We start from the raw sequence: 25,873 nt of genomic DNA, 5'->3' as shown, positions 1-25,873 counted from the left end.
CGATCTATGGGAAGGGGGCTTCACGCGGCGACGAAAAGGCGGCCGGTGCATACGGTCCCCAGGTTGCTACGCGGCCAGCGCGGTCTCCACCGCGGGCAGGTAGACGTTGAAGCCCGCCTCCACGAGCGCTGCGCGCACACGCTCGAGTTCGTGCTGCGTTTCGTCTTGTGAGGGGTCTTGCTGCGCGCGAGCGAGTGCGCGTCCGCGTGTCACAAACAGCTCGGCCCAAGGCAGCGGTTCCACGCGCGTATAGTTTTCGAGGGCGGTGGCATAGCGCAAGGCGCTTGCGGCGTCGCCGGCGGACAACATCGCTTCAATGGCGTCGCGGTAGAACCACAAATGATTGTGGCCGACCGCGCCGCAATGCAGCATGTCGACGCCTTCGGCGAGTAGACGCGCGCGTTCGCCGTCGTCCTCGACGGCGCGGCTTAACACGCCGATGGCCTTCGGTGCGCTGAACTGCGTGCCCACTTCGCGGCAAATCGCTAGCGCTTCGCGCAGCAAGTCGGCGGCTTCTCGCCGCTGTCCGCCGACGAGCAGCACTCGCGCGCGCATTTCCAGATTCTGTGCCTCGAAGCGGCGTGCGCCCAGTTGACGGATGATCAGCATCTCGCGCTCGAGATGGGTGAGAGCAGCCTGCATGTCGCCCAATTCGTAGCAGACAAACACGCCCAACGTTTCGCACAGCATCTGCGCACGCGGTTGGCCGACCAGCGCGGCGGCGTGCGCGGCGGCGCTCAGGTCTTCGCGCGCGGCGCGTGCATCGTTGAGGTAGATTCTGCTGAAGCCGACCATCGAACGATTGGCGACCTCGATGCGGCCGAAACCGTGTTCGCGACTCAACGTCACGCATCGGCTGAAGTGCTCGAAAGCGGTGCGCATTCGCCCTTGCGCATAGGCAGCATCCGCGAGGCCGCCGAGCGCGCGAGCCTCCGCTTCGGGCAATTCGAGGCGCCGCGCGTGGACGAGTCCACGCTCATGCTCGGTACGGCAATCGTCAATCCTGCCAAGCGGAAAGAGAATGTTGCCGCGCAGGTGATGCAGGCGCGCGAGTTCGGGCACCTTGTCCAGACGTTGCGCCACTTGCTGTGCCGCGTCGAGCAGCGACAGGGCTTCCACGAGACCTTCGTTGACTCGCAGACCTTCGGCGAGTCCAAGCTGGGACTGACAGAGACTCGCTTCGTCAGGTGCGGCGGCCAGGGCCGCGCGGTATGTCGCAATCGACGCAGCGATGTCGCCGAGATCTCGTTGGAGCTCGCCCTTGAGACAGATGAGCGCGTGGCGTTCCGTGTCGCTTTGCACGATCTGCAGACCTCGGTCGACCAGTCTGAACGCGGCCTCGGTGAAGTAGGCCGCGCGTTGCGCGATCGCGGCGTCGAGGTAGGCCTGCGGCGCCCGCTCGTCCTCGGCGCGATCGAGATGCTGGGCGCGCAGTACAGGGTCGGTTGCTGCAAACCAGTCGGCCGCCAGGCGGTGCAACTCGCGCCGGCGTGCTCGCAGCAGCGTCGAGTAGGCGCTCTCCTGAATGAGTGCGTGGGCAAACAGGAAGTCTTCGCCCTCGGGCACGACAAGCGCGTTGGCGACAAGCCCGTGACAGACGTAATCCGGTGCATCGATCAGCCGCCGCAGCAAGGCGAGGCCAAAGCGCTGTCCGATTACCGCGGCAGCCTGGAACGCCTCGCGGTCTCGCGCCGACAGTCTGTCCATGCGAGCCAGCACGAGGCTCTGGATTGTCGCGGGGACCGCCTCGTCGCTACCTTCCTCGGCGTTGTGCAGGAGTTGCTCGAGGAACAGCGGGTTGCCGCCGGCTCGTTCGATACAGGCGAGCGCGACGCGCTGGGTCGCATCGATAAAACTGCCGGCAAGCTTCAATGCTTCGTCGCTGCGCAGCGGGCCAAGATCGATCGTGGCGAAGGACGTGCCGTGGCAACTTGCCCGCCATCCCGCGTCGAGCGGATCGCCGTCCACCCGCGACGTCATCACAAGCAGGCCGGGACCGTTCGCGATAGCCGCAGCGAAGGCGGCCAGGTATCCGAGCACCTGCGGGTCGGCCCAATGAAGGTCCTCCACGATAATCATGGTTGGCGTGTGGCGGCAGACATCCTCCGCGATTGCTGCCGCAACCGCGCGCTTGCCGCGCGTGCGCGCGGTATTGTCCATTGCGTCGTAAAGCGTGCGCCACTCGCCGGTTTGCGTGAGGTCGAGGATGTCGTGAAGAAACATGAGCTGCTCGCGGCTGACGGCTCCGGATGCGACCACTCGTCCGGCGGCGGCGCGCCGCTCATCCGGGCCGGCCGTAGACGACAGGCCCAGCAGGCTGCCGACAATGGTGCGGATTGGGGCCTGGCCTTTGCCCACGCCGAAATCCAGCACGAGGCCGCGGTGGCTGGAAAAGCCCAGCATTTCGACGAACCGGCGCATCTCGTCGACAAGCCGTGTCTTGCCGATGCCTGCCTCACCGCGGACGTAGACGACGTGACCGGCCCGCTGCTCGAGGCACGCGCGGGCAAGGCCCTTGAACTGCTCGAACTCCGCTTTGCGACCGACAAAAACACCGCGGCTGACGGTGGCGGGTTCAAGGGCGAGACCGTGTAGACGCCACACGCGTACCGGCGAGTCGATGCCCTTGAAGCGCATCTCGCCGACGGCTTCGCTCATCACGCTGTCACCGAGCGCGCGATGGACTTTCTCCGAGAGCAGCGTCTCACCTGGGCCGGCCGCGGCAACCAGGCGGGCGGCGAGGTTCACGGAGTCGCCAAGCACCGTGTAGTCCTGAACGTCCGCGCGTTCGAGCGGCCCCGCGACCACCTCGCCGCTGGCAATGCCCACATGCGCCCTCAACGGAGGTGACGCGGGTTCGCCCAGTCCGGTAAGTGCCTCATGAATCTCCAATGCCGCCCGCGCCGCGCGCAGCGGATCAGTGTCGTGCGCACGCGGCGCTCCGAAGATGGCCATCACCGCATCGCCGATGTGTTTGTCGATCGTGCCGCCGTAACCGAGGACGATCCGATCGACGAGCGCTGTGTAGCGGCCGGTGAGCTCGCGTAACTCTTCCGGATCGAGCGTCTGCGATAGCGCGGTAAAACCACATAGATCGGCAAACAGAATGGTGACTTGCCGGCGCTCGCTGGCGGGGGCATTCACGGCAGGGGAGGCTGTACGCGATGCGGCGCCCCGTTGATCGGCAATGGATGCCAGCAGGCGCTTGCGGTGGCCGAGCGAGAGGATGCCGAGTTCTTTCAGGTCCGCGTCGTCGAGCTGTGCCAGCATCGTGAAATCGATGTCGTTCCGGGCGAATGCGGGCGCGTATTGCTCAAGCCCCAATGCATGCAGCCACTGATCGATATCCATCGCCGCCGCCTGATCCGAAGTGTTCAAATGCGCGTACGGGCGTCGCAGCGGGTTGCCGCGCCGGCTATCGAACCGTATGCGTGAACCGGGCCGCGTTGCACCAACAAGTCATACAAATCGACTCATAACCTGTTGTCCGGCAGTGACTGCGCAACGACCCCGGCGTTCTGGGCTTCCTGACGAACATACAGTGTACGTCCAGCTCGAAGGAATCGGATACCGGGCATGCGCGACGAGGTGAATGCGGCTTCACCCAGTGGCATGTCGGCATGCCGCAGCGCGTTTGACACGGGTCGCGACGGCGACGGATACTGCTTAGCGAATCGGGCTCGGCCCAAGCAAGATTCCATCCGCTCTCACGGGGGAGCACTGTGAAGCCAGCTACGACAGGTTCTTCGCCCGACGCCCGCCCCGGGCCGCGCATCACGGGCCTGTTCGGAGACCTGACGGCCGGCATGGTGTCGACCCTGGTCATGCTCTGCTACGCCATCAGCCTGGGCACCATGATCTTCAGCGCGGACCTTGCCCGTTATGCCGGGCTTGGCATGGCCACGGCCTTCATTAGTTGCGTCGTGACAGCGCTGGTGATTGCCCTGACGAGCTCCATGCGCATGAATATCGCCGGACCCGACGGCAACGCGACAGCGTTTCTTGCCGGTGTGGCGGCCGGGGTCGCGAGCAGCGTGCGGGCTGACGGCGGAACTGCGCAAACCGTCTTGTTTACCGTGCTGATCGCCATCGCGCTGTGTTCGGTGGTGACAGGCGTCATTCTGTATGCGGTCGGTTCTTCGAAACGCAGCCGCTCCCTGCAATTCCTTCCTTATCCGGTGGTGGGCGGCTTCCTTGCCGGTACGGGCTATCTCCTGCTGGCCGGCGCGTTCCGGGTCGTGACCGGCGAGCCTTTGAGCTGGCACACATTGGCCCTCGTGCTTCACGTGAACTGGCTCATGTGGATACCCGCCGCGCTGGTGTGCGCGTCAGCCACACTCCTGTCGCGCACCTGGAACCACGTTGCCGCGCTGCCGATCATCCTGGGACTCGGCGTCGCGCTGTTCTATGTGCTGCTGCCTGCCGCAGGCGTGTCGATCGACGACGCCCGTCATACCGGCCTCATGCTTCCGCGCGTGGCGCTGCACCCCTTGCGGATTCCCGAGCTGCATCTGCCGGCATTGCCGGCGCGCGGGAGCGTCGACTGGTCGGCAATCGTTGCGCACTTGCCGGAGACGCTCGTCGTCACCTCGATTTCGGCGATCACGATTCTGATGAATTCGACAGCGATTGGCGCGGCCACGGGCGAAGACATCGATCTGAACCGTGAGATGCGGGCGGCCGGCATCGCCAACATCGCGAGCGGGATGCTAGGCGGGATGGTCGGTTACCAATCGTTCAACCGGTCGATGCTCAACGCGCGCGCCGGCGCGACAAGCCGTATGGCGGGGGTGTTCGCCTCGCTCGCGTGCCTGTTCGTGCTGGCCGTTTCGCCGGACGTGGCTGCGCTGTTCCCGGTGCCGGTGCTGGTCGGGTTGCAGCTCTTCATGGGACTTCGGCTGTTGATCCAGTGGCTGGTCGGCGCGTATAGCAAGCTCAACTGGCATGAGTATCTCCTCGTGCCGCTGATCCTCGGCGCCATTGCCTTTTACGGCGTGGTTGCGGGTGTGGTGGCCGGGGTCATCGCCGCATGTGTGATGTTCGCGCTGCTGTACGGCCGGGTCAGTTGCGTTCGCATGGAGTTCGACGGCAGCACGCGCACGTCGAACGTGGAGCGCAGCATTGAGGCTACCGAACGGCTTCATGCACTCGGTGCGCAGGTGTGCGGAACGTGCTTGCAGGGTTTCCTCTTTTTCGGCACGGCCAATTCGATCTTGCAGCGTGTGCGCGAACGGCTGGCGAGGCGTGGACCGATATCCGTCCGCTTCGTCGTGCTCGACTTCGCTGCGACCAATGGCATGGACGCGTCGGTATCGGTCAGCTTCGTCAAGCTCAGGCAACTATGCGCGACGATCGATGCGGAGCTGGTGTTGACGGGGCTGCCAACACGCTCGCGTGAACTGCTTGTGAAGACCGGCGTGCTGAATCTTCGGATTCGCGAGTTCCCCACGCTGGATGCCGGTCTGGAGTGGATTGAAAACGCGCTTCTCGAGTCGGACGCACGCATCCTGCCTGGCGCCCAGGAGGACTTTCGTGCAATGCTCGCGCCGCATTTCACGCCCGACGGGCTCGAAAGGCTATTGACTCTGCTCGACGTGTGCGAGCTTGGCGCGGGGCAGGCGGTGTTCCGTCACGGCGACCTGGCGGACGCCATGTACTTTGTCGAGAGCGGACGTGTCGCCGTTATGCTGCCGCTTGCGAATGGGCGAACCCTCAGGCTCCGCTCGTTCGGGCCTGGTACGATCGTCGGCGAAATGGCGCTCTACACACGGCAGCCGCGTAGCGCGGATGTACTCGCAGAAGGTCCCGTGCGGATCCGGCGTTTGACGCTCGAGTCGTTGCATGCACTCGAGGACGATGATCCCGTGACGGCGCAGCAGGTTCATCGTTTTGTCGTCAAGGTCATGGCGTCTCGGCTGGCCATCGCGGACGAGGCCTTGCGCGCGGCTCATTGATTGGCATGCCTTGTCATTGGGGTTGACCGTCGAAAGGGAATCTTCAGGTGTTCCGAGTGTATAGAGGCAATCGCTATGAAGAAACGTACTCGGTATCTGACGGCGATATTGGCCGTGCTCGTGACCATCGCGTTGCTCTTTGTGCCATTGCCTCAGCGGGTTCTGATCGACACGCGCGTCTCTACGGTTGCGTTGATTCAACGCCCTCCGGAAATCGTGTTCGACTATGTCACGACACCGGCTCACTGGCCCGTCTGGCATCCATCGTCGCTCGCGGTCAATGGCGCCGTCGACCACCCGCTTGATCTGGGCGAACAGGTCACCGAGCAATTTCGGGTGGCGGGCCGACGAGGCAGCGTAGTGTGGACAGTCACTGCGCGGGAGCCTCCACGCAAATGGACGATCGAGGGAAAAATTGCTGGCAACCCGGCTGGCGCCGTCACCTATTCACTGACATCGACCGCGAGCGGCACACATTTCGAGCGTGTGTTTACGTATCGCGCGCCGTCGTTGTGGTTTGCGATACTCAATTGGCTTGTTTTGCGCGCGCGAATTCAGGACGAGTCCGACCAGGCCGTGTTGCGGCTGAAGAACGTTCTGGAGACTGTGACGCAAAATTAGCGGAAGCAAGGGGCGTGGCTGTATGGCCACGCTTGTGATTCACTTCTTCACGGGTGCCGTCGAGGCGCGCCTGACCAGTACCGGGTCCGCAGTGCGAATCATTGCCGGAACATCCATCTCGCCGGCACCGAGCTTAATGAGTAGGTCGATACTCTGCTCCGCCATCTCGGCAGTAGGAATGGCAACCGTAGTCAAAGCAGGCCGCGACTGACTGGCCAATTCGATGTTGGTGATGCTGACGATCGAAATATCCTCAGGAACACGCAGGCCGAGCGTGGCCGCGGCGTTGAGCGCGCCGAGCGCCGGCAGATCATTGGATACGAACAGCGCTGTCAGGTCTGGGCGCGCCTTAAGCAGGTCTACGGCAGCGTCGAAACCGCCTTGATATGAGTCGGTCACAAACCGCGCGTCAGCCTGAATATGTTTGACCTTCCTCGATCGAAGCGCGTCGTGGAACCCCCGATATCGCCCGCCATGAATGCCATTTTTTGCACTCCCGATCAGAGCGCCGATACGGTGGTGTCCCAGGTCAAGCAAATGCTCCGTCGCAATGAAGCCGGCCTTATGGGAATCGAACGCCACACAAGGGATACCCGGAGAGATATCGGGAGATTCCCAGATGGAAATGACGACGGGTGTGCCCGCGGCCTGAATTGCAGTTAGCTCGTCGATGTGAAGATCGCCGTTATTCGCCACGAGGATCCCATCCGACAGCGACCCAGCGACGTCCGCCAGAAATCCTGTTCCGCCATCGGGCTCATAATCAGTATTGCAAACCAAAAGAAAGCGCCCATGACGACGTGCGGCGTTGTTAGCCTGCAAGGTGAATTCCGGATAAAACGGATTGGTGATGCAGCCCAGCATCAAAGCCAGCGTTGGTGCCCGACGCTCCACAAGCGCGCGAGCGTTCAGATTCGGGCGATAACCTTTCGCGGCGACCGCTTCGAGCACGCGTTCCCGTGTTTCCGTTCCAACGCGCCCACGGCCCCGGAGTACGTTCGATACGGTGGTTGGCGTGACGCCTGCCAGCGCAGCCACCTCCTTGATCGTTGCCATCAGCCCTTCTCGCTTGGACATTCTTTCTCCAGCCTCTTCCTATGTTGTCGCTTACATGCGCGTCCATATCGTCACAGCCCCCGATGTTACCAACGTACGCGGGAAACCGTTGAGCTATCCGGCACCGAAAAAAGTACTTGCCAAGCGAACCGGCCGCTGCTAACTTTCCGTCACATATAGACGTTGACTGACCTCCCGAACGGCCGCTGGCCGTATTTTTCGGCAAGCTTGGTTTAACGTTAAACCAAAATCTGGAGACGTGATGGCTGCCATATCCTTGCGAGGCATCTCGAAGGAGTTCGACGGAAACCCGCCGGTGCTTCGCGATGTCAATCTCGACATTGCCGAAGACGAGTTTTGCGTGTTCCTGGGGCCGTCCGGCTGCGGAAAATCGACTCTTCTGCGCATCATCGCCGGTCTCGAAGACCCGAGTGCCGGTGAAATTTCGATCGGCAGCCGGGTGGTCAACACGGTGCCGCCCGCCAGGCGGGGCGTCGCGATGGTGTTTCAGAGCTACGCGCTGTTTCCGCACATGACGGTCGCGGAGAACATGAGTTTTGGTCTGAAACTCGCGAAATTGCCGGCATCCGAGGTGGATCGCAAAGTCAGAGAGGCGGCAAGGATTCTCCAGCTCGAGCCGCTGCTCGATCGCAAGCCGGCAGCCTTGTCGGGTGGGCAACGCCAGCGCGTGGCGATTGGACGCGCGATTGTCCGCGAGCCGGGCGTGTTTCTGTTCGATGAACCTCTCTCGAACCTGGACGCGACCTTGCGCGGCCAGACGCGCGTGGAAATCGCGCGGATTCATCGCCGCTTCAGCACGGCAAGCATGGTGTACGTGACGCACGACCAGGTCGAAGCGATGACGCTCGCCGACAAGATCGTACTGCTCAACGTCAGCCGCGACGCAGCCGGGTCGGGCAGCATCGCGCAGATCGGCACGCCGATGGATTTGTATTTGCGGCCGAACAGCCGCTTCGTGGCCGGGTTCATTGGTTCGCCGCAGATGAATTTCCTGCCTGCCAGTGTGAGCCACGTCGATGGCTCGAGTGTCACCGTCATCCTCAACAGTTCTCAGGAACCCGTCCGTGTCGGTAGCGTCGCGAGGCGGCTGGAGCCAGGCCAGCCCGTGACGCTGGGCGTGCGTCCCGAACACGTGTCCGTGACCCACACAGAACCGGCAAGTCCGGAGAAGACGAGTGCCGCGCACCTGACGCGCCCGGTCTCGCTGATCGAGCGGCTTGGCGAGCAAAGCTATCTGCATTGCAACGACCCGGACGGCGCGACGCTGCTCGTCAAGGTCCAGGGCAATACGCCGGTCCGCGTCGGCGAAACGGTCCGCCTCGCCATCGACCCCGCGTCATGCCACCTCTTCAACCAGGATGGCCTCGCTGTTTGTGCTGCATAACAAGATTCAAGGAGACGAAAATGAAACAGGGTTTCCGCCTGTCGCTACTCGGCGCGGCGCTGGTCTTTGCCGCGCAGGTTCACGCCGGCACGCTGACGGTCAACATTGCGTTCAAGGGCGCGAATCAGCGTGCCTTCTGGGACACGGCGATTGCCGAATTCGAGAAGGCAAATCCCGATGTCAATGTGAAGGCGGCGTTTATCGAGGAGGAGGCATACAAGGTTCAGCTTCCCGGCTGGCTGATTTCGGAGGCACCCGATATCGTCAAGTGGCACGAGGGCGAACGGATGCGCTATTACGTCGAACGCGGTCTGCTGGAAGACCTGTCCGGCGACTGGCAGAAGAACGGCTGGAACGCCAGCCTTGCTTCCCTGAAAGAGCCCTCGTCATATGGAAGCAAGCAGTACGCGTTGCCGACCGACTACTTTTCGTGGGGGATGTTCTACCGCAAGGATCTATTCGACAAGGTCGGCATCAAAGGCGAACCCAGGACGTGGGACGAATTCCTCGACGCCTGCAAGAAGCTCAAAGCCGCAGGGATTGCGCCCATCGCAGTGGGCGGCCGCGACTCGTGGACGCTCGCCGCCTGGTTCGACTATATCGATCTGCGCCTGAACGGCTACGCGTTCCACATGCAATTGATGAACGGCAAGGTGCCCTATACCGATGCGCGTGTCAAGAAAGTGTATGAAGCCTGGAAAGTCCTGATCGACAACAAGTACTTTGTCGACAACCCGCTCGCGTACACGCTCGATTCGTCTCAGCCTCTGCTGATACAGGGCCAGGCCGCCATGATGCTGATGGGTAGCTTCATCGCCGGCGCATTGCCCGACACCGTCAAGCCGAAGGTCGGTTATTTTCAGTTTCCGCTCATGGACCCCAAGATTCAGGTGGCGGAGGACGGCTCGGCGGACTGCCTGAACATTCCCGTCAAGGCGAAGAACAAGGTCGATGCGCGCCGCTTTCTGGCCTTCATGTCCAAGCCGGAAATGGACGGGCGATGGGCCAAAGCGTTCGGGTCGTTGCCGGCGAACAACCAGGCGACCGTGTCCGACGATCCGTTCACGAAGACGGGATTCAACATTCTGTCCAACACGAAAGGCGGCATTGCGCAGTTCTACGATCGGGACATGACCAAGGAAATGGCCGACGAGGGTATGAAGGGCATGCAGCGCTTCATCAGCGATCCGTCGACGCTCGATCAGGTACTCGCGCATCTCGAAGAGACGCGTACGCGCATCTACAAGTAATGAGCCTGCGCAGCGGATGCGGTCTGCGCCTCCGCTGCGGCGATACGCTTTCACCGAGTGCGCGCTCGACGCGCGCTTTATCGAGTCGAATCATGTCTGCATCCAACGTTGCGTCTCCGCTCGCGCGGCGCCGCCGCCGCGCCGCGCTGCTGTTTCTGGCGCCCGCATGCCTGATGTTCACGGCGTACGTCATCTATCCGATCGTGCGCAGCGTGCTGCTTAGCTTTTATAACTGGGACGGTGTGGGACCGAGCAGCTTTGTGGGGCTCGCCAATTATCGCGAGCTATTTCACTCGGATACCTTCTACACCGCACTCGGGAACAATCTGCTGTGGCTCGCGTTGACCTTGCTCGCGCCGCCGGCCGGGCTCGCCTTTGCGCTCTACCTGAATCAGGCGATGCGCGGCATTCGTCTTGCAAAATCGCTGTTTTTTGCGCCTTTTGTGATTCCAGGCGTCGTGGTGGGGCTGGTGTTCAGCTGGTTCTACGATCCCGCCTTCGGTCTGCTGAAGGTGCTCGTGGGGCACGGCATTCCCGTACTCGGCAACGAGCACATGGCCACCTTCGGCATCATCGCTGCCGCGCTCTGGGTGCAGATTCCGTTCTGCATGATTCTCTTTCTCACCGGCCTGACGGGCATCAATCCCGAGGTGATCGAAGCAGGGCGCCTGGAGGGCGCGCGCGGCTGGAGCCTGCTGTGGCACGTGGTGCTGCCGCAACTGCGGCCGGCCACGTTCATGGCGGTCACGCTGACCATTATCGGTGCGCTGCGCAGCTTCGATCTGATCTCCGTGATGACCGGCGGTGGACCGTTCGACAGCTCAACCGTGCTCGCGTACTTCATGTACGACCAGGCGATCAAGTATTTCCGTTACGGCTATTCAGCGGCGATCGCGGTCGTGCTGTTCCTGATCATGCTGGTTTTCATCGCTTACCAATTGCGCCGCCTGTTGCGTACCGACCACTGATTCACGGAGCGTCCATGTATCCGTTACCGATCGCCCATTGGAAACCAGCCAATCGCACGTTTTACAAGGTTTCTCTGCCCATTGCCCTGGCTGTGTGGCTGTTGCCCCTGCTTGCCGTGCTGGTCACGTCCATTCGCTCATCGGATGAATTATTGCAGGGCAACTATTGGGGCTGGCCGCATCAATTTGCAGCACTGACAAACTATCGAACCGTTCTGGTCGACTCGCCGATGCTGCACTATGCGTGGAACAGCTGTCTCATCACGTTCCCTTCGGTCATCGGAGCAATCGTGCTGTCCGCCATGGCGGGCTTCGCACTCGCCACGTATCCGTTCAAGGGCAATGCAGCGGTGCTCGCGACCTTTGTGGCCGGCAACTTCGTACCGATCCAGGTGCTGATGATTCCGGTTCGCGACCTGACTTTGAAGCTCGGTCTATTCAACTCGGTAGGCGGACTGATCCTGTTTCACCTGTCGTTTCAGACCGGCTTCTGCACGCTTTTCCTGCGCAATTTCATCAAGGAGTTGCCCTACGAACTCGTCGAAGCGGCGCGCGTGGAAGGCGCGAGCGAATGGCAGCTCTTTTACAGAATCGTGTTGCCGCTGATACGTCCCGCACTCGCAGCCCTCGCCGTCCTCGTCTTCACATTCGTGTGGAACGACTACTTCTGGGCACTCTGTCTCACGCAAGGCGATCACGCGGCGCCGCTGACCGTCGGCGTCGCCGCGTTGCAGGGGCAGTGGACGACTGCGTGGAACCTCGTCTCCGCCGGCTCGCTGCTCGCGGCATTGCCGTCGGTACTGATTTTCTTTGCCATGCAAAGGCACTTCGTGGCCGGTCTGACGTTCGGGGCCACCAAGGGCTGAAGACCGGTTTATGCCGTTTCGGTCTGACGCATTGCGCCAGACACCCATTCTCACCACTGAGGAAACCCTTATGAAGGTCGGCGTCGACTATTACCCCGAGCATTGGGACTCGACTATCTGGGAAGAAGATGCGCAGCGCATGCAGGGCGGGGGCATCACGCTGGTTCGCCTTGCGGAATTCGCCTGGTCCCGTCTCGAACCCAAGGAAGGAGAGTTCGACTTCGCATGGCTCGATGCGGCGATCGACACCCTGGGACGATATGGCATTCAGGTGGTGATCGGCACGCCGACGGCAACGCCGCCGAACTGGCTCGTCGCCAAGTGTCCCGACATCCTGCCGTTGGACAGCAAGCGGCAGCCGATGTACCCCGGTGTGCGCCTGCATCGTTGCTATAACAGTCCATCGTTGCGGCGCTACACGCAAATCATCGTGGAAAAGCTGACCCGGCACTATGGCAGGAACCCTCACGTGATTGGCTGGCAGACCGACAACGAGATGATCGGCAATGACAGTCACAGCGACGCGGCCAATAGCGATTTCCGGCTTTGGGTGCAGCGCAAATACGGCGATCTCGACACGCTCAATCGCGAATGGGGCACGGTGGTGTGGAGCGGCGAATATAGCGACTGGTCCCAGATTACGACGCCGCTTGGCGGATCGCCTTATCTGAACCCGTCCTATCTGCTCGACTATCACCGCTTCTGTTCGGATTCCGTCGCCGATTTCAATCGCTTTCAGGCCCGGCTCATTCGGGAAAACTGCAGCGGACAGTTCATTACGCACAATCTGTGGGGCTATCCGGTCGTCAACGACTACTACGATCTGTTCGACAGCATGGACTTCGCCTCGGTGGACTACTACCCGAGCACCGACCTCGCGAATGACAGCAAGGCGCGGGTCTATCATGGCGCGCTGACGCTCGACCTCACGCGCGGCATCAAGCAGAAGAACTTCTGGGTCATGGAGCAACTGAGCGGCACGCCCGGCTGCTGGCATCCGATGTCGCGCATGCCGTATCCCGGCATGATTCGCGCCCACGCGTGGCAGAGCGTGGCGCGTGGTGCGGACACCATCGTGCAGTTTCGCTGGCGCACCGCACGCATCGGCGCGGAACAGTTCTGGCACGGACTGCACGACCACCATGGCAAGCCGGGACGCCGCTTCGAGGAGTTTGTCCGCTTCAGTGAAGAAGTACGGCGGCTATCTCCGTTGCTGGATGGCACAAGCGTGATCAATGACGTCGCCATGCTGTTTTCGCACGAACAATTGAACGCACTGAAGATTCAGCCGCAAGCGGACGGATTCGATTACCTGGCTAACTTCAAGCAACTCCACCGGGCCTTTCTCCGGCTGGGCATCGGTACTGACGTGATCAACTGGACCTCCGATATTGACCGCTATCGTCTGGTCGTCGCGCCGTTCCTGTTCCTCGAAAATGAGGCGGTGGTGGAGAAGCTGCGCAATTACGTCGCCCAGGGCGGGACCGTGATTTTCACTACGCGTAGCGGCGTGAAGAACATGAACAATGTCTGCCTGCCTACGTCGTTGCCCGGTGCTCTGACCGATGTAGTGGGGGCGGTTGTCGACGAGTATGACCCGGTGGGGAACGATCGACAGGGTCTGATATTGCATGGGAAGTTAGACACGACCTGTTCGCAATGGTGTGACATTCTGTCCCCCACGACGGCCGAAACGATCGCGGTCTACTCAACGGATTTCTTCGCTCAGCGCGCCGCCATCACACGGAACGCGTATGGACGAGGCACGGCCTACTACATCGGCAGCGTATTGGATGATCACGGTTATCGGACGTTGATTGGGGACATCGCAGCGGACCTTGATCTTGCCGTCTTCAACAATCTGCCGGCAGGCGTGGAACTGTCGGTTCGATCCGGCAATGGGAAACGTCTGTTGTTCGTGCTTAACCTCACGAACAACGCGAACGAGGTCCAACTTCCGGTGGCGGATGCCCGTAGCGCACTTACTGGTCATTCAATTGCGCAACCGTTCGTCCTGGAGCCAATGGGTGTTGAGGTGTTGCTGCTTGAGTGAGAGGCCATTCGCCGATACAGCCGGGACAAAACATGACGAAGCTATTTACCTTCGCCGTGTCGATATTGTTGCTGGTTGGCGGGTTGCTATTCTGCGAGACGTAGTTCCCGGTAGGCAGTCACTAGTGCGTCGAGGCTGAATGTCCGGTTGAGGCCGCTGGGGTTGGGCAACACCCATGCGCGGGCGCCGCCGAACGTCGCCGGTTGCAGGCCCCAGTGGATCTCGCGCGTGCCCGACATCGCGGAGAGCGCCGTCTTCCCGAGGAAGGCAACGCATTGCGGCGCATATCGTTCAATCTTCTGCTCGAATTCCGCCGCAGCCGCCTTGAACTCCCATTGCGATAGTTCATCCGCTCGTGCGGTAGGACGCGAGACCACGGTTGTCAGGCCACAACCGTACTGCAGGAGCGTGCGATCGTCCTCGGGAGAAATCTGCTCAGGCGTAAAACCCGCCAGATGAAGGGTCCGCCAGAACCGATTGCCCCGGCCGGCAAAGTGGTGTCCGGTGGATGCTGCAAGGGCGCCCGGATTTATTCCGCAAAACACCACCGATAAACCCGGTTCAAGAAGGTCAGGAAGGCATTGGAGTGGATCGGAGTGCGTCACGGATGGTGTAAGCCTTGATCGGGAGGGCTCTCCCACAAGCGCCGTAGTTTGAGCCACGCCGCCACGGCGGACAAGTCCCAGGCGCGTCGATTTCGGGTCAAACGTGCCCCGATTCAAGCCGGAATGGGCAGCGTTATACTTTGCCGACATCCGCCAACACGTGCCATCGCTCCCTGTTCAATGACTGAGAATGTCCAATTCCGGCAAGTGTCCGAGATACCCGGCCTGGTGCTGAGTACCGCACGCTTTGCGGATTTCAGTTTCGACCGCCATTTCCACCTCGATTTACACGTTGGGCTGGTCACGGACGGGGTTCAGCGTCAGCGGGTCAACGGAAAGACGGTTCTGCATGGACCCGGGTCCATCGTTCTGATGCCGCCTGGCGAGATTCACGATGGAATTACGGTGGACGGCAGCCAATCCACGCTCAAGACATTCCGTCTTTCGCAGGAACTCATGGCAAGCGTGGCGGAGGAGATCGGCGGCCTTCATCGGGAGCCGGAATTCGCCGGGGCCTTGCTTGAGGACCCGTTGCTCGCGGGCCATCTTCTTCGTCTGCACGATGCGATGCGGCGATGCGACACCCCAAGCAGTGTTGAGATGCAGACGGAATGGCTCACGTTGCTCGAACGCCTGTTGAGCCAATCGCGGGCGATCGTGCCTGAAACGGTACAAGGCTCGCTTTCGCGCATTCAATGGCAACGCGTCAAAGACTACTGCTTCAGTCATCTCAGCGACAAGATCACGCTCGACGAACTGGCCGCCTTGTGCTCACTCGGCAGGTTCCAGTTCCTCAAGCAATTCAAGCAGACCATCGGGATGACGCCCCACGCGTGGTTGCTCCGTCTTCGTCTCGAGCGGGCTTGTGCGCTTTTGTCGCGAAGCTCGCAGGCGATCGCGACAGTCGCGCAGGAAGTGGGTTTCTACGATCAAAGCCACTTCAATCGCGCTTTCCGGCAGGCATACGGCGTCGCGCCGTCGTGCTACAGGGCGTGAGCCGCGCAATCGCCGGCAAAGCACGAGGTTCGGCGCCACCTCGCGCCGCAGCTTGACGATCGATCAATTTTTTACAAGTCCGCCGCCCTCACTCGACATACGATGCGCCAATCAGGGGGGAAGTTCTCCACCCGTCGAGTTGAGGATACGAGAATGGACAGTAGTGATCGGCCACAGGGTGCGAGGGCGCCGGCTCTGGGTTTTACGAGCGATAACATCGCGGGCGCGTCGCCAGAGGTCGTTGAAGCCATTGCGGCGAGCAGCGCCGGGCAAGCGAGCCCGTACGGAGCGGACGACCTTACTGCTCGCGTCGAACGCAAACTGAGCGAAATCTTCGAGCGCGAGGTCGACGTGTTTCTCGTGCCGACCGGCACCGCCGCCAACGCGCTATGCCTGAGCGCGATGACGCCGCCTTGGGGCAACATCTATTGCCATCCGGCGAGCCATATCAACAACGACGAATGTGGTGCCCCCGCGTCCTTCACGAATGGCGCGAAGCTGGTCGCCGTGGATGGGCAATTTGCCAGGATGAGCCCCGCAAGTCTTCGGAGCGCGGCTCGCGTGAAGGTGGGCGACGTACATTCCACGCAGCCGTCGTGCGCGAGCATCACTCAGGCGACGGAAGAGGGCGGCGTGTACACACTGGACGAGATCGGAGCGCTGGCGGAGGTCTGCAAGGCGTCCTCCATCAAGCTTCATATGGACGGTTCGCGATTCGCCAATGCGCTCGTATCCCTCGGTTGTTCTCCTGCGGAGATGACATGGAAGGCCGGGGTCGATGCCTTGTCGTTCGGCGCGACCAAGAACGGTGTGTTCGCAGCGGAAGCGATCGTGCTGTTCGATGCATCGCTTGCACCCGAAATGGGCTACCGCCGCAAGCGTGCGGGCCATCTGTTCTCGAAGATGCGCTTTCTTTCGGCACAGATCGACGCGTACTTGAGCGACGATCTCTGGTTGCGCAACGCACGCCAGGCCAACGACGCCGCGCAGCGCCTAAGCCGGGGACTCGCGGGATTGGGGGGATTGGGCGGCGTCGAGGTGCTCGGCGCGACCGAGGCCAACATCGTCTTTTGTCGATTGCCCGCCACGGCGATCCAGGCGCTGCTTCAGGCGGGATTCGGGTTCTATCACGATCGTTGGGAACAAAACGTTGTGCGGTTCGTGACGTCCTTCTCTACCACGATTGAGGATGTCGACAACCTGCTGGCGCACGTGACGCGCGCCGTCGTTGCTCATCAATCCGGCAATCGATAGCAGGAGACTTCGGCGTGCAACATCCGGATTGCGCGCCGAAATCGACCGCTCGCGTTTCACTGATAGCGGCCCGTTGCTGCCTTTTGCTCATACAAAAGAAAACGGGCCGTGAGGCCCGTATCAGCATGTTGGCTGCGATGCGACGTTGTCAGCATTCGCCCTTTTTGGCGTGTCCCGGAGGGCAGTGGTCATGGTCGCCGTGGTGATGGTGATGTTCCTCCCATTCCTCGCGTTCCCAATAGCGGTGACCATCCCAATACCGGTCGCCGTGCCAGCCTTGTTGAATAACGACGGGGGCCACGACTACAGGGGCAGGCGTGCCGATATTGATGTCCACGTTGACGGCGTTGGCTGCGCCCGATAGGCCAATTCCGAGGCTCGCGACCAACGCTGCCAAGAGGGGATATTTCATACCGTACTCCGAAATAGAACTCGATCAATGCACCTGGCCTGTCGCCGCAGTGACTACGCACGGCGAGTGATTCGCCGATTCTCCTTAAACGGGCAATACGGCGATGCCGTTGACGGATTTTCCTCGGACGGCATGTTATTTGATAAAAGTTAACAGTACAAGTTACGCGCTTGTCTGTGCCGCTTGCGCGTTGCGTTCCAACGGAAGCCAAAGCGTGAAGCGGGTGCCCCGCGCGCCCGAGTGCCAGGAAACGGTTCCGTCGAGAGCCCGGGCACGGCGCATCTGATTGTGCAGACCGCGTCCTTTGGTTGCGCCCGAAACGGTTTCGACATCGAAGCCCTGTCCGTTGTCTTCCACGATGACTTGTACGCCCGCCGTGTCCACTGCGGTGCTGACCCGGATCTCGCTCGCATGGGTGTGGTGCAGGACGTTGGCAATGCTCTCCTGCACGATGCGCAGGATATGCAGCGCGCTGCTGGGATCGAGCCACGCCAGCGTGGGCAGCTCCCGTACCTCCCACAGCAGGGTGATGCCCGTGCCCTCCAGCCGCGGTTCCAGCCGGAATCGCAGGGTGGCGAGCAACAGCAGCAGGTCGGCTTCGACGGGCTCCATTGAATCGATTGTCAGCTTGAGGTCGTCGAGACAACTCTTGAGGATGTGCGACACGTCGATATCGCTTGCGCCTCCCCGATCGACGGAGCGGATCGCACTGATCAGCGACGACCCGAGCCCATCATGCATATCCTGCATCAGGCGGCGGCGTTCGTCGCTGATTGTTTGCAGCAACTCCGCCTCGCGTATCCGCTGGTGACTGAGTTCGAGTTCGGCTTCGCGCTCTTTCAGGCGCTGCGCAAGGTTCGCATTGCTCTGCTCGACTTCGCTGATGGCGTTGACATAGCGCCGGACCATGAGCAGCCCGCAGACGCCGAACGTGACGGCATTCATGTAGGCCCCGAGAAACCACCCTTCCGGACTGAGGACGTTGTTGTGCATCATCCAGTCGGTTATGCCCAGCAGCGTGCAGACGCCGACGCCTGCCGCCAACAGCCGCGCTTCGCGCGACCGGCGCCACGCACTGAGCACGCCGACAAAGCCGACTATCGTCGCCATCAGGACGGCAACGGCGTAAATCAGCGGCACGACGATGGGCGTGCTGGGGAGCACCGGCAATACGGCAACCACGGGCAGCGTCAGTACGGTAATCAGGACGGTGACGCTCGCGATGGTCCAGGTCAGTATCCTGAGCGGCCGTCCATGCATCGTGCACAGGAAGAAATGCACGACCAGCGTCAGCCAGAACAGGGCGTTGATCGTGAGCCACGCAAACCAGTCGCTGGTGATCGGCAGGCTGGCGTAGTAGTGCAGGTGGCCGACAAAAGAGGTGGCTGAGAGGTTGAAAAAGATCAGATAGCCGGTTTCCTGACGGCGGTTGAACCAGACAAACAGCGCGAAGATGCCGACGCAGAGGAACGACGCGCTGAGCATTGCCGGAAGTTCGCGCTGCAACCATTGGCGCATGTAGTAGCGGCCTCGCAGTGCGTCGGTGGGCCCTGCCCACAGCGTGGCGACGGCCACCCGGTTTTCGGGCGTGTGCTCGATACGGATCAGGATCTCGCGCAACGGCGCGTCGCCGGCGTCGCGATCCAGCGTGATCCACAGCGGCGTGAACAGGCTGTTCCACAGTGGACCTTGCTGTTGCGCGCGATGCACCAGGCGGCCGTCCGCATACACCGCGATCGTGCCGTCTGTCTTGATGCGGCTGATGTACAGCGCCAACGGACCTGCGGCGGCGTGCAATCCCGATACGGGTAGCCTGACCCATGTCGTACGGATATCGGGCGTTGCATGGGCAGTACCCGGTGAGTTCGACGGCAAAGCGGTGGGCAGCGTTGCGTGTTGCCACGAACCCGGCAGCGTGCGGCTGTCGAACGACGTCGGCGGCGCGGCAAAATCCGGCGCATCGGTGCTCTGCCATTCGGCCTGCGTGAGATGGACGACGTCGCCGGTTGTGTGCGTGCCGTCCGTTCCGATGTACCAGACAGCCGCGGCGATCAGTAGCGCCACGGAAAAAACCAATACCGTATTGGCCAGAAATTGCGCAGGACGACGGATCACGCGGTCACCTTCCCGACGGGCTTCCGTTTGCTGCAAGTGGTGCGGCACATATCCCGAGGCTCCCTAGTCGCTCAACAGTCCGAGCGTTCTGGCTTCATAGATCGCCTCTGCCTTGGACGTGACCTTGAGCTTGCCGTAGATGCGCCGCACGAATGTCCGCACCGTGAAGTGGGACAGTTGCATCAGCTTCGCGATTTCCTGTGCCGTGAAGCCTTTGGTGATGAGAACCAGCACCTCTGTCTCGCGGGCCGACAGCAGCGGCGAAGCGGCTGCGGGCGGTTCGCTCTCCACGCCGGCATGGGCCGCGGTGTCTGCACGGGGACTGGCGGTGTCGCCTTGCCGGAAGCGCGCGAGAATCTGCCGGGCGATGATCGGGCTGATCGGGCTGCCGCCGCCCGCGACGCTGCGGATTTCGTCGACGATTCGCGCGGGCGGACTGTCCTTGAGCAGATAGCCGGCCGCCCCGGCCTCGATCGAGCGCACCACGTGCGCCTCATCGGTGAAACTGGTGCTGACCATGATGTTGCAGGCCGTCCATTGCCGGGCGGTGGCCTGGATGACGTCGATACCCGAGCCGTCAGGCAGTCCCAGGTCGACGAGCAGCACGTCCGCCGGCGGCCCTTCGAGCAGCGCCAGCCCTTCGGCACGGCTGCCGGCGATACCGGTCAGACACATGTCAGGCGCGGCGCTGACGGCCTGGCTCAACGTGCCGAGAAAGCCAGGATCGTCCTCGACGATGGCGACGCGGATGGAAAGCGCACCCTGTTCATGAGGCACGGACTGGTTGGCGGCGGCATGCGGCGAGGGCATGGTCAGGCTCTCTGAGGCAATTAGAGTGGACGCGATAACGTGTCGTCATCCCGATCGATGAGGGATGTCGGTACTTCCATTACGGTCCCGTGCCGCCGCACAGTGGCAAGCGCATTGGTCTGATGCGACGATCCTCTGCGAGCGGCGAGAAAGCGCGCATGGCGCTCAGACGCCGCGGGCCGAGCGCTTGCATCGCCCGCCGCCGGCGTCAATCCTCGTTGTCGATACCGGGTGAATCTCGACGCTATCCCCCGACGCGCCGATGGGGGCGAGTATAGAGCGAATCATTGCCGGAGAATTAATGGAGCGTCTCAAGTGTTGGAAAATTTCTTTAGAAACCGCTTAACTGCTACGCCCAAAGCGAAGACGCCATGGCGATGAAGCGCCCGCGTTCGATCGTTCTTCGGTCTTTCAGCCGCTGCGGCGTGCTGGCCTCGTCCATGCCTTGCGCCTAGGACGCCACCCTCAACTTGCCATAGATGCGTCGCACGACAGTCTTCACGGTGAATGGCGATAGCCGCATCCTCTCGGCGATTTCCTGTGTCTGAAAGCCTTTGGTAATCTGGTCCAGCACTTCCACCTCAGAAGCCGACAGCAGGGGCACAAAACCCGCGTTCCGCCCGCCGCTTTCGGCGCCGCCTTGCCGGACCCGCGCAAGTATCTGCCGCGCGACGATTGGGCTGATCGGACTGCCGCCGCTTGCGAGGCTGCAGATTTCCTCGACCATTTTCGTGGGCGAACTGTCCTTCAGCAAATAACCGGTTGCGCCGGCTTCGATCGAGCGCATCACATGTGCTTCGTCGCCGAAATTGGTGCTGACCATGATGTTGCACAGGGCCCACTGCCGGGCCGCTGTGTGGATCACGTCGATGCCTGGGCCGTCAGGTAAGCGCAGATCGACGAGCAGCACGTCCGCCGGGGGATCTTCCAGCAGCGCAAGCCCTTCCGCGCGAGTGCCCGCGACGCCTGTCAGCCGCATGCCCGGCGCGCCATTCACGGCCTGGGTCAATGCATCGACGAAGCCAGCATCGTGCTCGACGATGGCGACGTGGATGAAAAACGGTTGCTGGCCGGTGCGGGTGGATTGCATATGGCAGCCATCGTAAGCGCAGAACGCGGCCGGCCGATGTAGCACATTTGGGCGACAGAAGCGCGTGGTCCCCGTCCCTATAATCGAGCCAAATTTGAAAAACCAGAATTTAAAGACCAGAAATACGGGGAAAAAATGGACCGCGCACGTTGCAGGGGTGGGAAAGGGTCGTCGTTCGATCTGAAACGGAAGACAATCAGCCTGGCCGTGGCGGCGGCGCTGACGGCGATGACGTCTGTGGCAACGGATGCGCAGACTGTCTCCGGTGCGCAGACCACCCAGGAAGTCTGGAGCAGTGGCGATTTGACGGTCCAGAGCGGAGCGTCGATTGTCGTATCGAATTCCGCCGCGGTGCTAACGGCGGCCAACACGGTGCTCGGCACCTTGAGCAACAGCGGCACCATCAGCGGTGGTTTCGCGCTTTTCAATTCCGGGACTGTCGCTGCACTGACGAACGACGGCGTCATGAGCGGTAGTAATTTCGGCATCTTCAACAGCGGCACGATCGGTACGCTGACCAACAGCGGCACTGTTTCCGGCAACGACGCCATTGTCAACAACCAGGGCAGCAACCTGCTCCTGCTGACCAACGACAACGGCGGCGTGATCGACGGCTCTCTGTGGGCCGTGGCCAATATGAGCACGATCGGCACGCTGGACAACCTCGGCACGATCAGTGCCGGTGGTTCGGCGCTTTACAATTCCGGCACGATCGGTACGCTCAGCAATAGCGGCAGTATGAGCGGCACTTATTACGGCATTTGGAACACCGGTTCGATTAGTGCGCTGACCAGCGGCGGCACCATCAGCGGTACTCTTCGCGACGGCATCCACAACGGCGGCACGATCGACACGCTGAGCAATGGCGGCCTTGTCAGCGGTGCCAGCAATGGCATTTCCAATCTTGGCGCCATCGGCGTGCTGACCAACAGCGGCACCATCGACGTCACGTCCACTACCACGGGTAATGGCGTCAGCAACAGCGGCACGATCGGTATGCTGACCAACAGCGGCACCATCACCGGCGGCTATTCCGGCATCAACAACATGGGCTCGATCGGTACGCTGAGCAACAGCGGCACGATCACCGGTACGTCGGGCGGCGGTGTCTACGTCGGCGGCGCGATGAGTCTGTTGAGCAACAGCGGCGCGATCAGTGGCGGCATCGCCGGTGTCTACAACACCGGCACGATGGAAACGCTGACCAACACCGGCAGTGGCACCATCGAGGACATTGTGCCGTTCAGCAGCAGCACGGGCGTCTATGGCGGCGGCCTCTGGAATGGCGGCACGATCGGCACGCTGAGCAACAGCGGTGCCATCATCGGGAATCTGCACGGCGTCAATAACTCCGGCTCCATCGGCACGCTGTCCAACAGCGGTCAGATTTCGGGCGGTCTCGAAGGCATCTATAACGCCGGCACGATCGACACCCTGATCAACGAGAGCGGCGGCTCGATCATCGCCATGGCCGGCAATTCCGCCATTCACAACAGCGGTGGCTCAATCGGCTCGCTTTTGAATAGCGGGACGATCAGCGCCGTCGGCTACTACGGCATATTGAACGACGGCACGATCGGCACGCTAAATAATAGCGGCGCGATCACCAGCAGCAACGACGGCATCCATAACAATTCCGGCTTCACGATCGACACGCTGATCAACAGCGGCACGATTAGGAGCAGCGGCTACTATGGCATCGTCAACGAGAGTGGCGGCGCGATCGGTACGTTGACGAACACCGGTTCGATCGGTGGTGGTCTCATCAGCATCAACAACCTTGGCTCGACCGGCACGCTAAGCAATAGCGGCACGATAGCAAGCGGCAATGTCGGCATCTGGAACGATGGCACCATCGGTACGCTGAGCAATGGCGGCGCGATAAAGGGCGGCAATTTCGGCATATTTAACGACTATGGTGACACGATCGAAACGCTGATCAACAGCGGCACGATTAACGGCATCCTGACCGAGTATGGCAGCTCGATCGGCACGTTGACGAACAGCGGTTCGATCATAGGGCGTAACAGCGGCATCTACAACTCCGGCACAATCGGCACGCTCACGAACAGCGGCGCAATCGGGAGCAGCGGCGACGGCTTCTTCAACGGCGGCTCGATCAGCACGCTGACGAACAGCGGCACGATCAGCGGTAGTTACAGCGGCCTGACCAACTCCGGCACAATCGGCACGCTCACGAATAGCGGCGTGATCAGCGGTGGCTCCACCGGCATCTACAACAACGGCACAATTGGCACGCTCGCGAACAGCGGCGCGATCAGCGCCAAGGGCGGTTTTTCCGGCATCTACAATGCCGGCGGCACGATCGGCACGCTCGTGAACAGCGGCACGATCAGCGCGGGTCACAACGGCATCTACAACTACGGCACAATCGGCGCGCTGACAAACAGCGGGACAATCACGGGCAGCATCAACGCGATCGACAACGACTCGACCGGCGTGCTCGGCACGATCACCAACTCGGGCGTGATCGCGGGCAATATCCTGAACGCCTCGAGCACCGCGCTGACGATCAGCGGCGGCACGGGTACGGTGTTCGGAACACTGACGGGCTACAGCGGCGCGGTGGGCACGATCACCAGCACTTCGGCGGATCTCAACTTTGCCTCGGGCAACCTGCTGCTGAACGACGCCATCAATGTCGGCTCCAACACCGTCTTCAACAGCGGCGCGACGCTGAGAGTCGACGCGCTCACGACGATCACCGGCAACTACTCGCAGGGCCAGGCGGCCACGCTGCTGATCGGCGTCGCCAATGGCGCGACGTCGACCGGCAGCACGACGGACACGGGCTACGGGCGCCTCGTGGTGTCGGGCAGCGCGACGATCGCATCGGGTTCGTCGGTCACGCTGCAGAAGACGGCCAGCTATGCATTCGTCGCGGGACAGCGCTATGTCGTCGTCGACGCGTCGAGCAGCGGCACGAACTACAACGAAGGAAGCCTGAAGTATTCGATCAACGGCTACACGAGTGTGCTGAGCGGCGCGGCCGTCACGGGCAGCGGTCGCAGCGATCTGGTGGTGACCGTGGTGAGCGCGACGGATAACTCGACGTCGGGCACGACCACTAGCGGCGCGACCACCAGTGGCACGGACACTAGCGGCACGACTACCAGCGGCACGGACACGGGTACGACAACGACGGGCACGACCACCACAACCACAAGCACCACCCCACGCGCGCCGGATCTGGCGACGCGAACCAACGCCGTATCGTCGCTCGGTGGCCTGCTGGGCTACACGGGGATCAGCACGGACCTGCTGAACCTGTACAACGCGGCCACGGCGCTGAGCGTGGGGACGTCGGCCGAAGCGACACGCGCGGGCGTGCAGCTCGGACCGGCATCGCAAGGCTCGGCGAGCAGCGCGGCCACGACCCCCACTTTCGATGTGCTGACCGTCATCGCGAACCGCGCGGACAGTCTGCGTCTCGGCCAGGCCTACGGCGAGAGCGGCGGGCAGAGCGGCGTCTCGACGGGCGAAAGCGCGCCGGACAATGCGGTCTGGGGCCAGGTGCTGGGCGGCCATGCGTCACAGGGCAACGCCGCCGAGGCGGACGGCTTCAGCGCGAACTACGGCGGCCTGCTGTTCGGCGCGGACCGGGCGATCAACGACCGCTGGCGCGCGGGCGGCGCGTTCAGCTACACGACGAGCGCGGTCAACAACACCGGCGACAGCGCGGGCGACACGACGCGGGTGAACGCCTACGGGCTGATCGGCTATGCGAGCTATACGGCGCCGACGTGGTACGCGAACCTGTCGGCGGGCGCCGTGCTGCAGCATTACGACACGACGCGCGAGGTGAGCTTCACGGGCTTCTCGGGCACCGCGCAGGGGCGCTTCGACGGGCAGCAGTACGTGGCGCGGGCCGAGGCGGGTTATCCGCTGGTGCTGGGCGCGTACACGCTCACGCCGCTGTCGAGCCTGACGTACAGCTACCTGCGGCAGAACGGGTACACGGAATCGGGCGGCAGCGGTGCGGCGCTGTCGGTGCAGGCCTCGCACGCGACGTCGGTGAAGAGCGATCTGGGCGCGAAGCTCGAGCGCGGCTTCGCGACCCCGTATGGCGTGCTGGTGCCGGATGTGGGGGCGGCGTGGCGTCACGAGTACGTGCACGGCCGGCAGCTGACGACGTCGAGCTTCGCGGCGGATGCCAGCGGCGAAACGACGTTCACGACGACGGGAGCGAGCCCGGTTTCGGACATGGCGGTGGTCTCGGCGGGCGTGACGCTGCTGCGCGCGAGCAACCTGACGCTGACGCTGCGCTACGAGCTGCAGGCCGCGCCGCGCTATGTGTCGCAGACGGGCAGCGTGCGGCTGCGCCAATTGTTCTAAAGCACTTCGGGGATGCGGCTGCGCTTCTGATGCGGGCCGATCCGCTGATCCCGGTCGGCCCG

Annotated in this window: 17 protein-coding genes; 10 read left to right on the top strand and 7 right to left on the bottom strand. The window is 62.2% G+C overall.

Annotated features, from left to right (window positions below; translation table 11 throughout):
- Window positions 1-66 precede the first annotated feature (66 nt).
- Window positions 67-3,351: an adenylate/guanylate cyclase domain-containing protein gene (locus DSC91_RS13170; protein ID WP_115778812.1), complete on the bottom strand. Its 3,285-nt coding sequence runs from the start codon at window positions 3,349-3,351 to the stop codon at window positions 67-69.
- 371 nt (window positions 3,352-3,722) lie between these two features.
- Here DSC91_RS13170 and DSC91_RS13165 point away from each other — a divergent pair, with 371 nt between their 5' ends.
- Window positions 3,723-5,954: a SulP family inorganic anion transporter gene (locus DSC91_RS13165; RefSeq protein WP_268238845.1), complete on the top strand. Its 2,232-nt coding sequence runs from the start codon at window positions 3,723-3,725 to the stop codon at window positions 5,952-5,954.
- 75 nt (window positions 5,955-6,029) lie between these two features.
- Window positions 6,030-6,575: an SRPBCC family protein gene (locus DSC91_RS13160; RefSeq protein WP_115778808.1), complete on the top strand. Its 546-nt coding sequence runs from the start codon at window positions 6,030-6,032 to the stop codon at window positions 6,573-6,575.
- A gap of 39 nt (window positions 6,576-6,614) precedes the next feature.
- Here the strand turns inward: DSC91_RS13160 and DSC91_RS13155 are convergent, their stop codons facing one another.
- Entirely contained in the window at window positions 6,615-7,631 is a 1,017-nt protein-coding gene (locus DSC91_RS13155) for a LacI family DNA-binding transcriptional regulator (protein ID WP_115779828.1), read from the bottom strand.
- 262 nt (window positions 7,632-7,893) lie between these two features.
- On the opposite strand from DSC91_RS13155, the gene DSC91_RS13150 reads away from it, so the two are divergent.
- The 5 genes from DSC91_RS13150 (at window position 7,894) to DSC91_RS13130 (ending at window position 14,173) form a co-directional block, all read left to right on the top strand.
- Window positions 7,894-9,036: an ABC transporter ATP-binding protein gene (locus tag DSC91_RS13150; RefSeq protein WP_115778806.1), complete on the top strand. Its 1,143-nt coding sequence runs from the start codon at window positions 7,894-7,896 to the stop codon at window positions 9,034-9,036.
- A gap of 20 nt (window positions 9,037-9,056) precedes the next feature.
- A complete protein-coding gene (locus tag DSC91_RS13145; RefSeq protein WP_115778803.1) occupies window positions 9,057-10,286 on the top strand; it encodes an ABC transporter substrate-binding protein in 1,230 nt (409 codons plus the stop codon).
- A 92-nt stretch (window positions 10,287-10,378) separates the two neighbouring features.
- Window positions 10,379-11,254: a carbohydrate ABC transporter permease gene (locus DSC91_RS13140; RefSeq protein ID WP_115778801.1), complete on the top strand. Its 876-nt coding sequence runs from the start codon at window positions 10,379-10,381 to the stop codon at window positions 11,252-11,254.
- A gap of 14 nt (window positions 11,255-11,268) precedes the next feature.
- Entirely contained in the window at window positions 11,269-12,120 is an 852-nt protein-coding gene (locus DSC91_RS13135; protein ID WP_115778799.1) for a carbohydrate ABC transporter permease, read from the top strand.
- A gap of 10 nt (window positions 12,121-12,130) precedes the next feature.
- Window positions 12,131-14,173 (top strand): beta-galactosidase, encoded by a 2,043-nt coding sequence (locus tag DSC91_RS13130; protein WP_244218014.1) that lies wholly within the window; start codon window positions 12,131-12,133, stop codon window positions 14,171-14,173.
- An 86-nt stretch (window positions 14,174-14,259) separates the two neighbouring features.
- On the opposite strand, the gene mug is transcribed toward DSC91_RS13130, so the two are convergent.
- A complete protein-coding gene (mug, locus tag DSC91_RS13125) occupies window positions 14,260-14,778 on the bottom strand; it encodes a G/U mismatch-specific DNA glycosylase (protein ID WP_229758207.1) in 519 nt (172 codons plus the stop codon).
- Between the two features lie 180 nt (window positions 14,779-14,958).
- Here mug and DSC91_RS13120 point away from each other — a divergent pair, with 180 nt between their 5' ends.
- Entirely contained in the window at window positions 14,959-15,774 is an 816-nt protein-coding gene (locus tag DSC91_RS13120) for a helix-turn-helix transcriptional regulator (protein ID WP_115778793.1), read from the top strand.
- A gap of 153 nt (window positions 15,775-15,927) precedes the next feature.
- The gene (locus tag DSC91_RS13115; RefSeq protein ID WP_115778791.1) at window positions 15,928-17,028 is read left to right on the top strand and encodes a threonine aldolase family protein; all 1,101 of its coding nucleotides are present in this window, start codon (window positions 15,928-15,930) and stop codon (window positions 17,026-17,028) included.
- Window positions 17,029-17,176: 148 nt separating this feature from the next.
- Here the strand turns inward: DSC91_RS13115 and DSC91_RS13110 are convergent, their stop codons facing one another.
- The 4 genes from DSC91_RS13110 to DSC91_RS13095 form a co-directional block, all read right to left on the bottom strand.
- Window positions 17,177-17,440: a hypothetical protein gene (locus DSC91_RS13110; protein WP_115778789.1), complete on the bottom strand. Its 264-nt coding sequence runs from the start codon at window positions 17,438-17,440 to the stop codon at window positions 17,177-17,179.
- Between the two features lie 162 nt (window positions 17,441-17,602).
- Entirely contained in the window at window positions 17,603-19,555 is a 1,953-nt protein-coding gene (locus DSC91_RS13105; protein WP_115778787.1) for a sensor histidine kinase, read from the bottom strand.
- A gap of 63 nt (window positions 19,556-19,618) precedes the next feature.
- Window positions 19,619-20,365 (bottom strand): response regulator transcription factor, encoded by a 747-nt coding sequence (locus DSC91_RS13100; RefSeq protein ID WP_115778785.1) that lies wholly within the window; start codon window positions 20,363-20,365, stop codon window positions 19,619-19,621.
- 451 nt (window positions 20,366-20,816) lie between these two features.
- Window positions 20,817-21,455, bottom strand: coding sequence for a response regulator transcription factor (locus DSC91_RS13095; protein WP_115778783.1), 639 nt, complete (start codon window positions 21,453-21,455; stop codon window positions 20,817-20,819).
- Window positions 21,456-21,590: 135 nt separating this feature from the next.
- On the opposite strand from DSC91_RS13095, the gene DSC91_RS13090 reads away from it, so the two are divergent.
- On the top strand, window positions 21,591-25,811 hold the full coding sequence (locus DSC91_RS13090; RefSeq protein ID WP_229758206.1) for an autotransporter domain-containing protein: 4,221 nt from the start codon (window positions 21,591-21,593) through the stop codon (window positions 25,809-25,811).
- Window positions 25,812-25,873 lie beyond the last annotated feature (62 nt).

It is taken from the genome of Paraburkholderia caffeinilytica (genome assembly GCF_003368325.1).
GTDB classification, from domain to species: domain Bacteria; phylum Pseudomonadota; class Gammaproteobacteria; order Burkholderiales; family Burkholderiaceae; genus Paraburkholderia; species Paraburkholderia caffeinilytica.
Note: the sequence above shows the minus strand (reverse complement) of the source record. Positions and strands in the feature narration are given on the sequence as shown.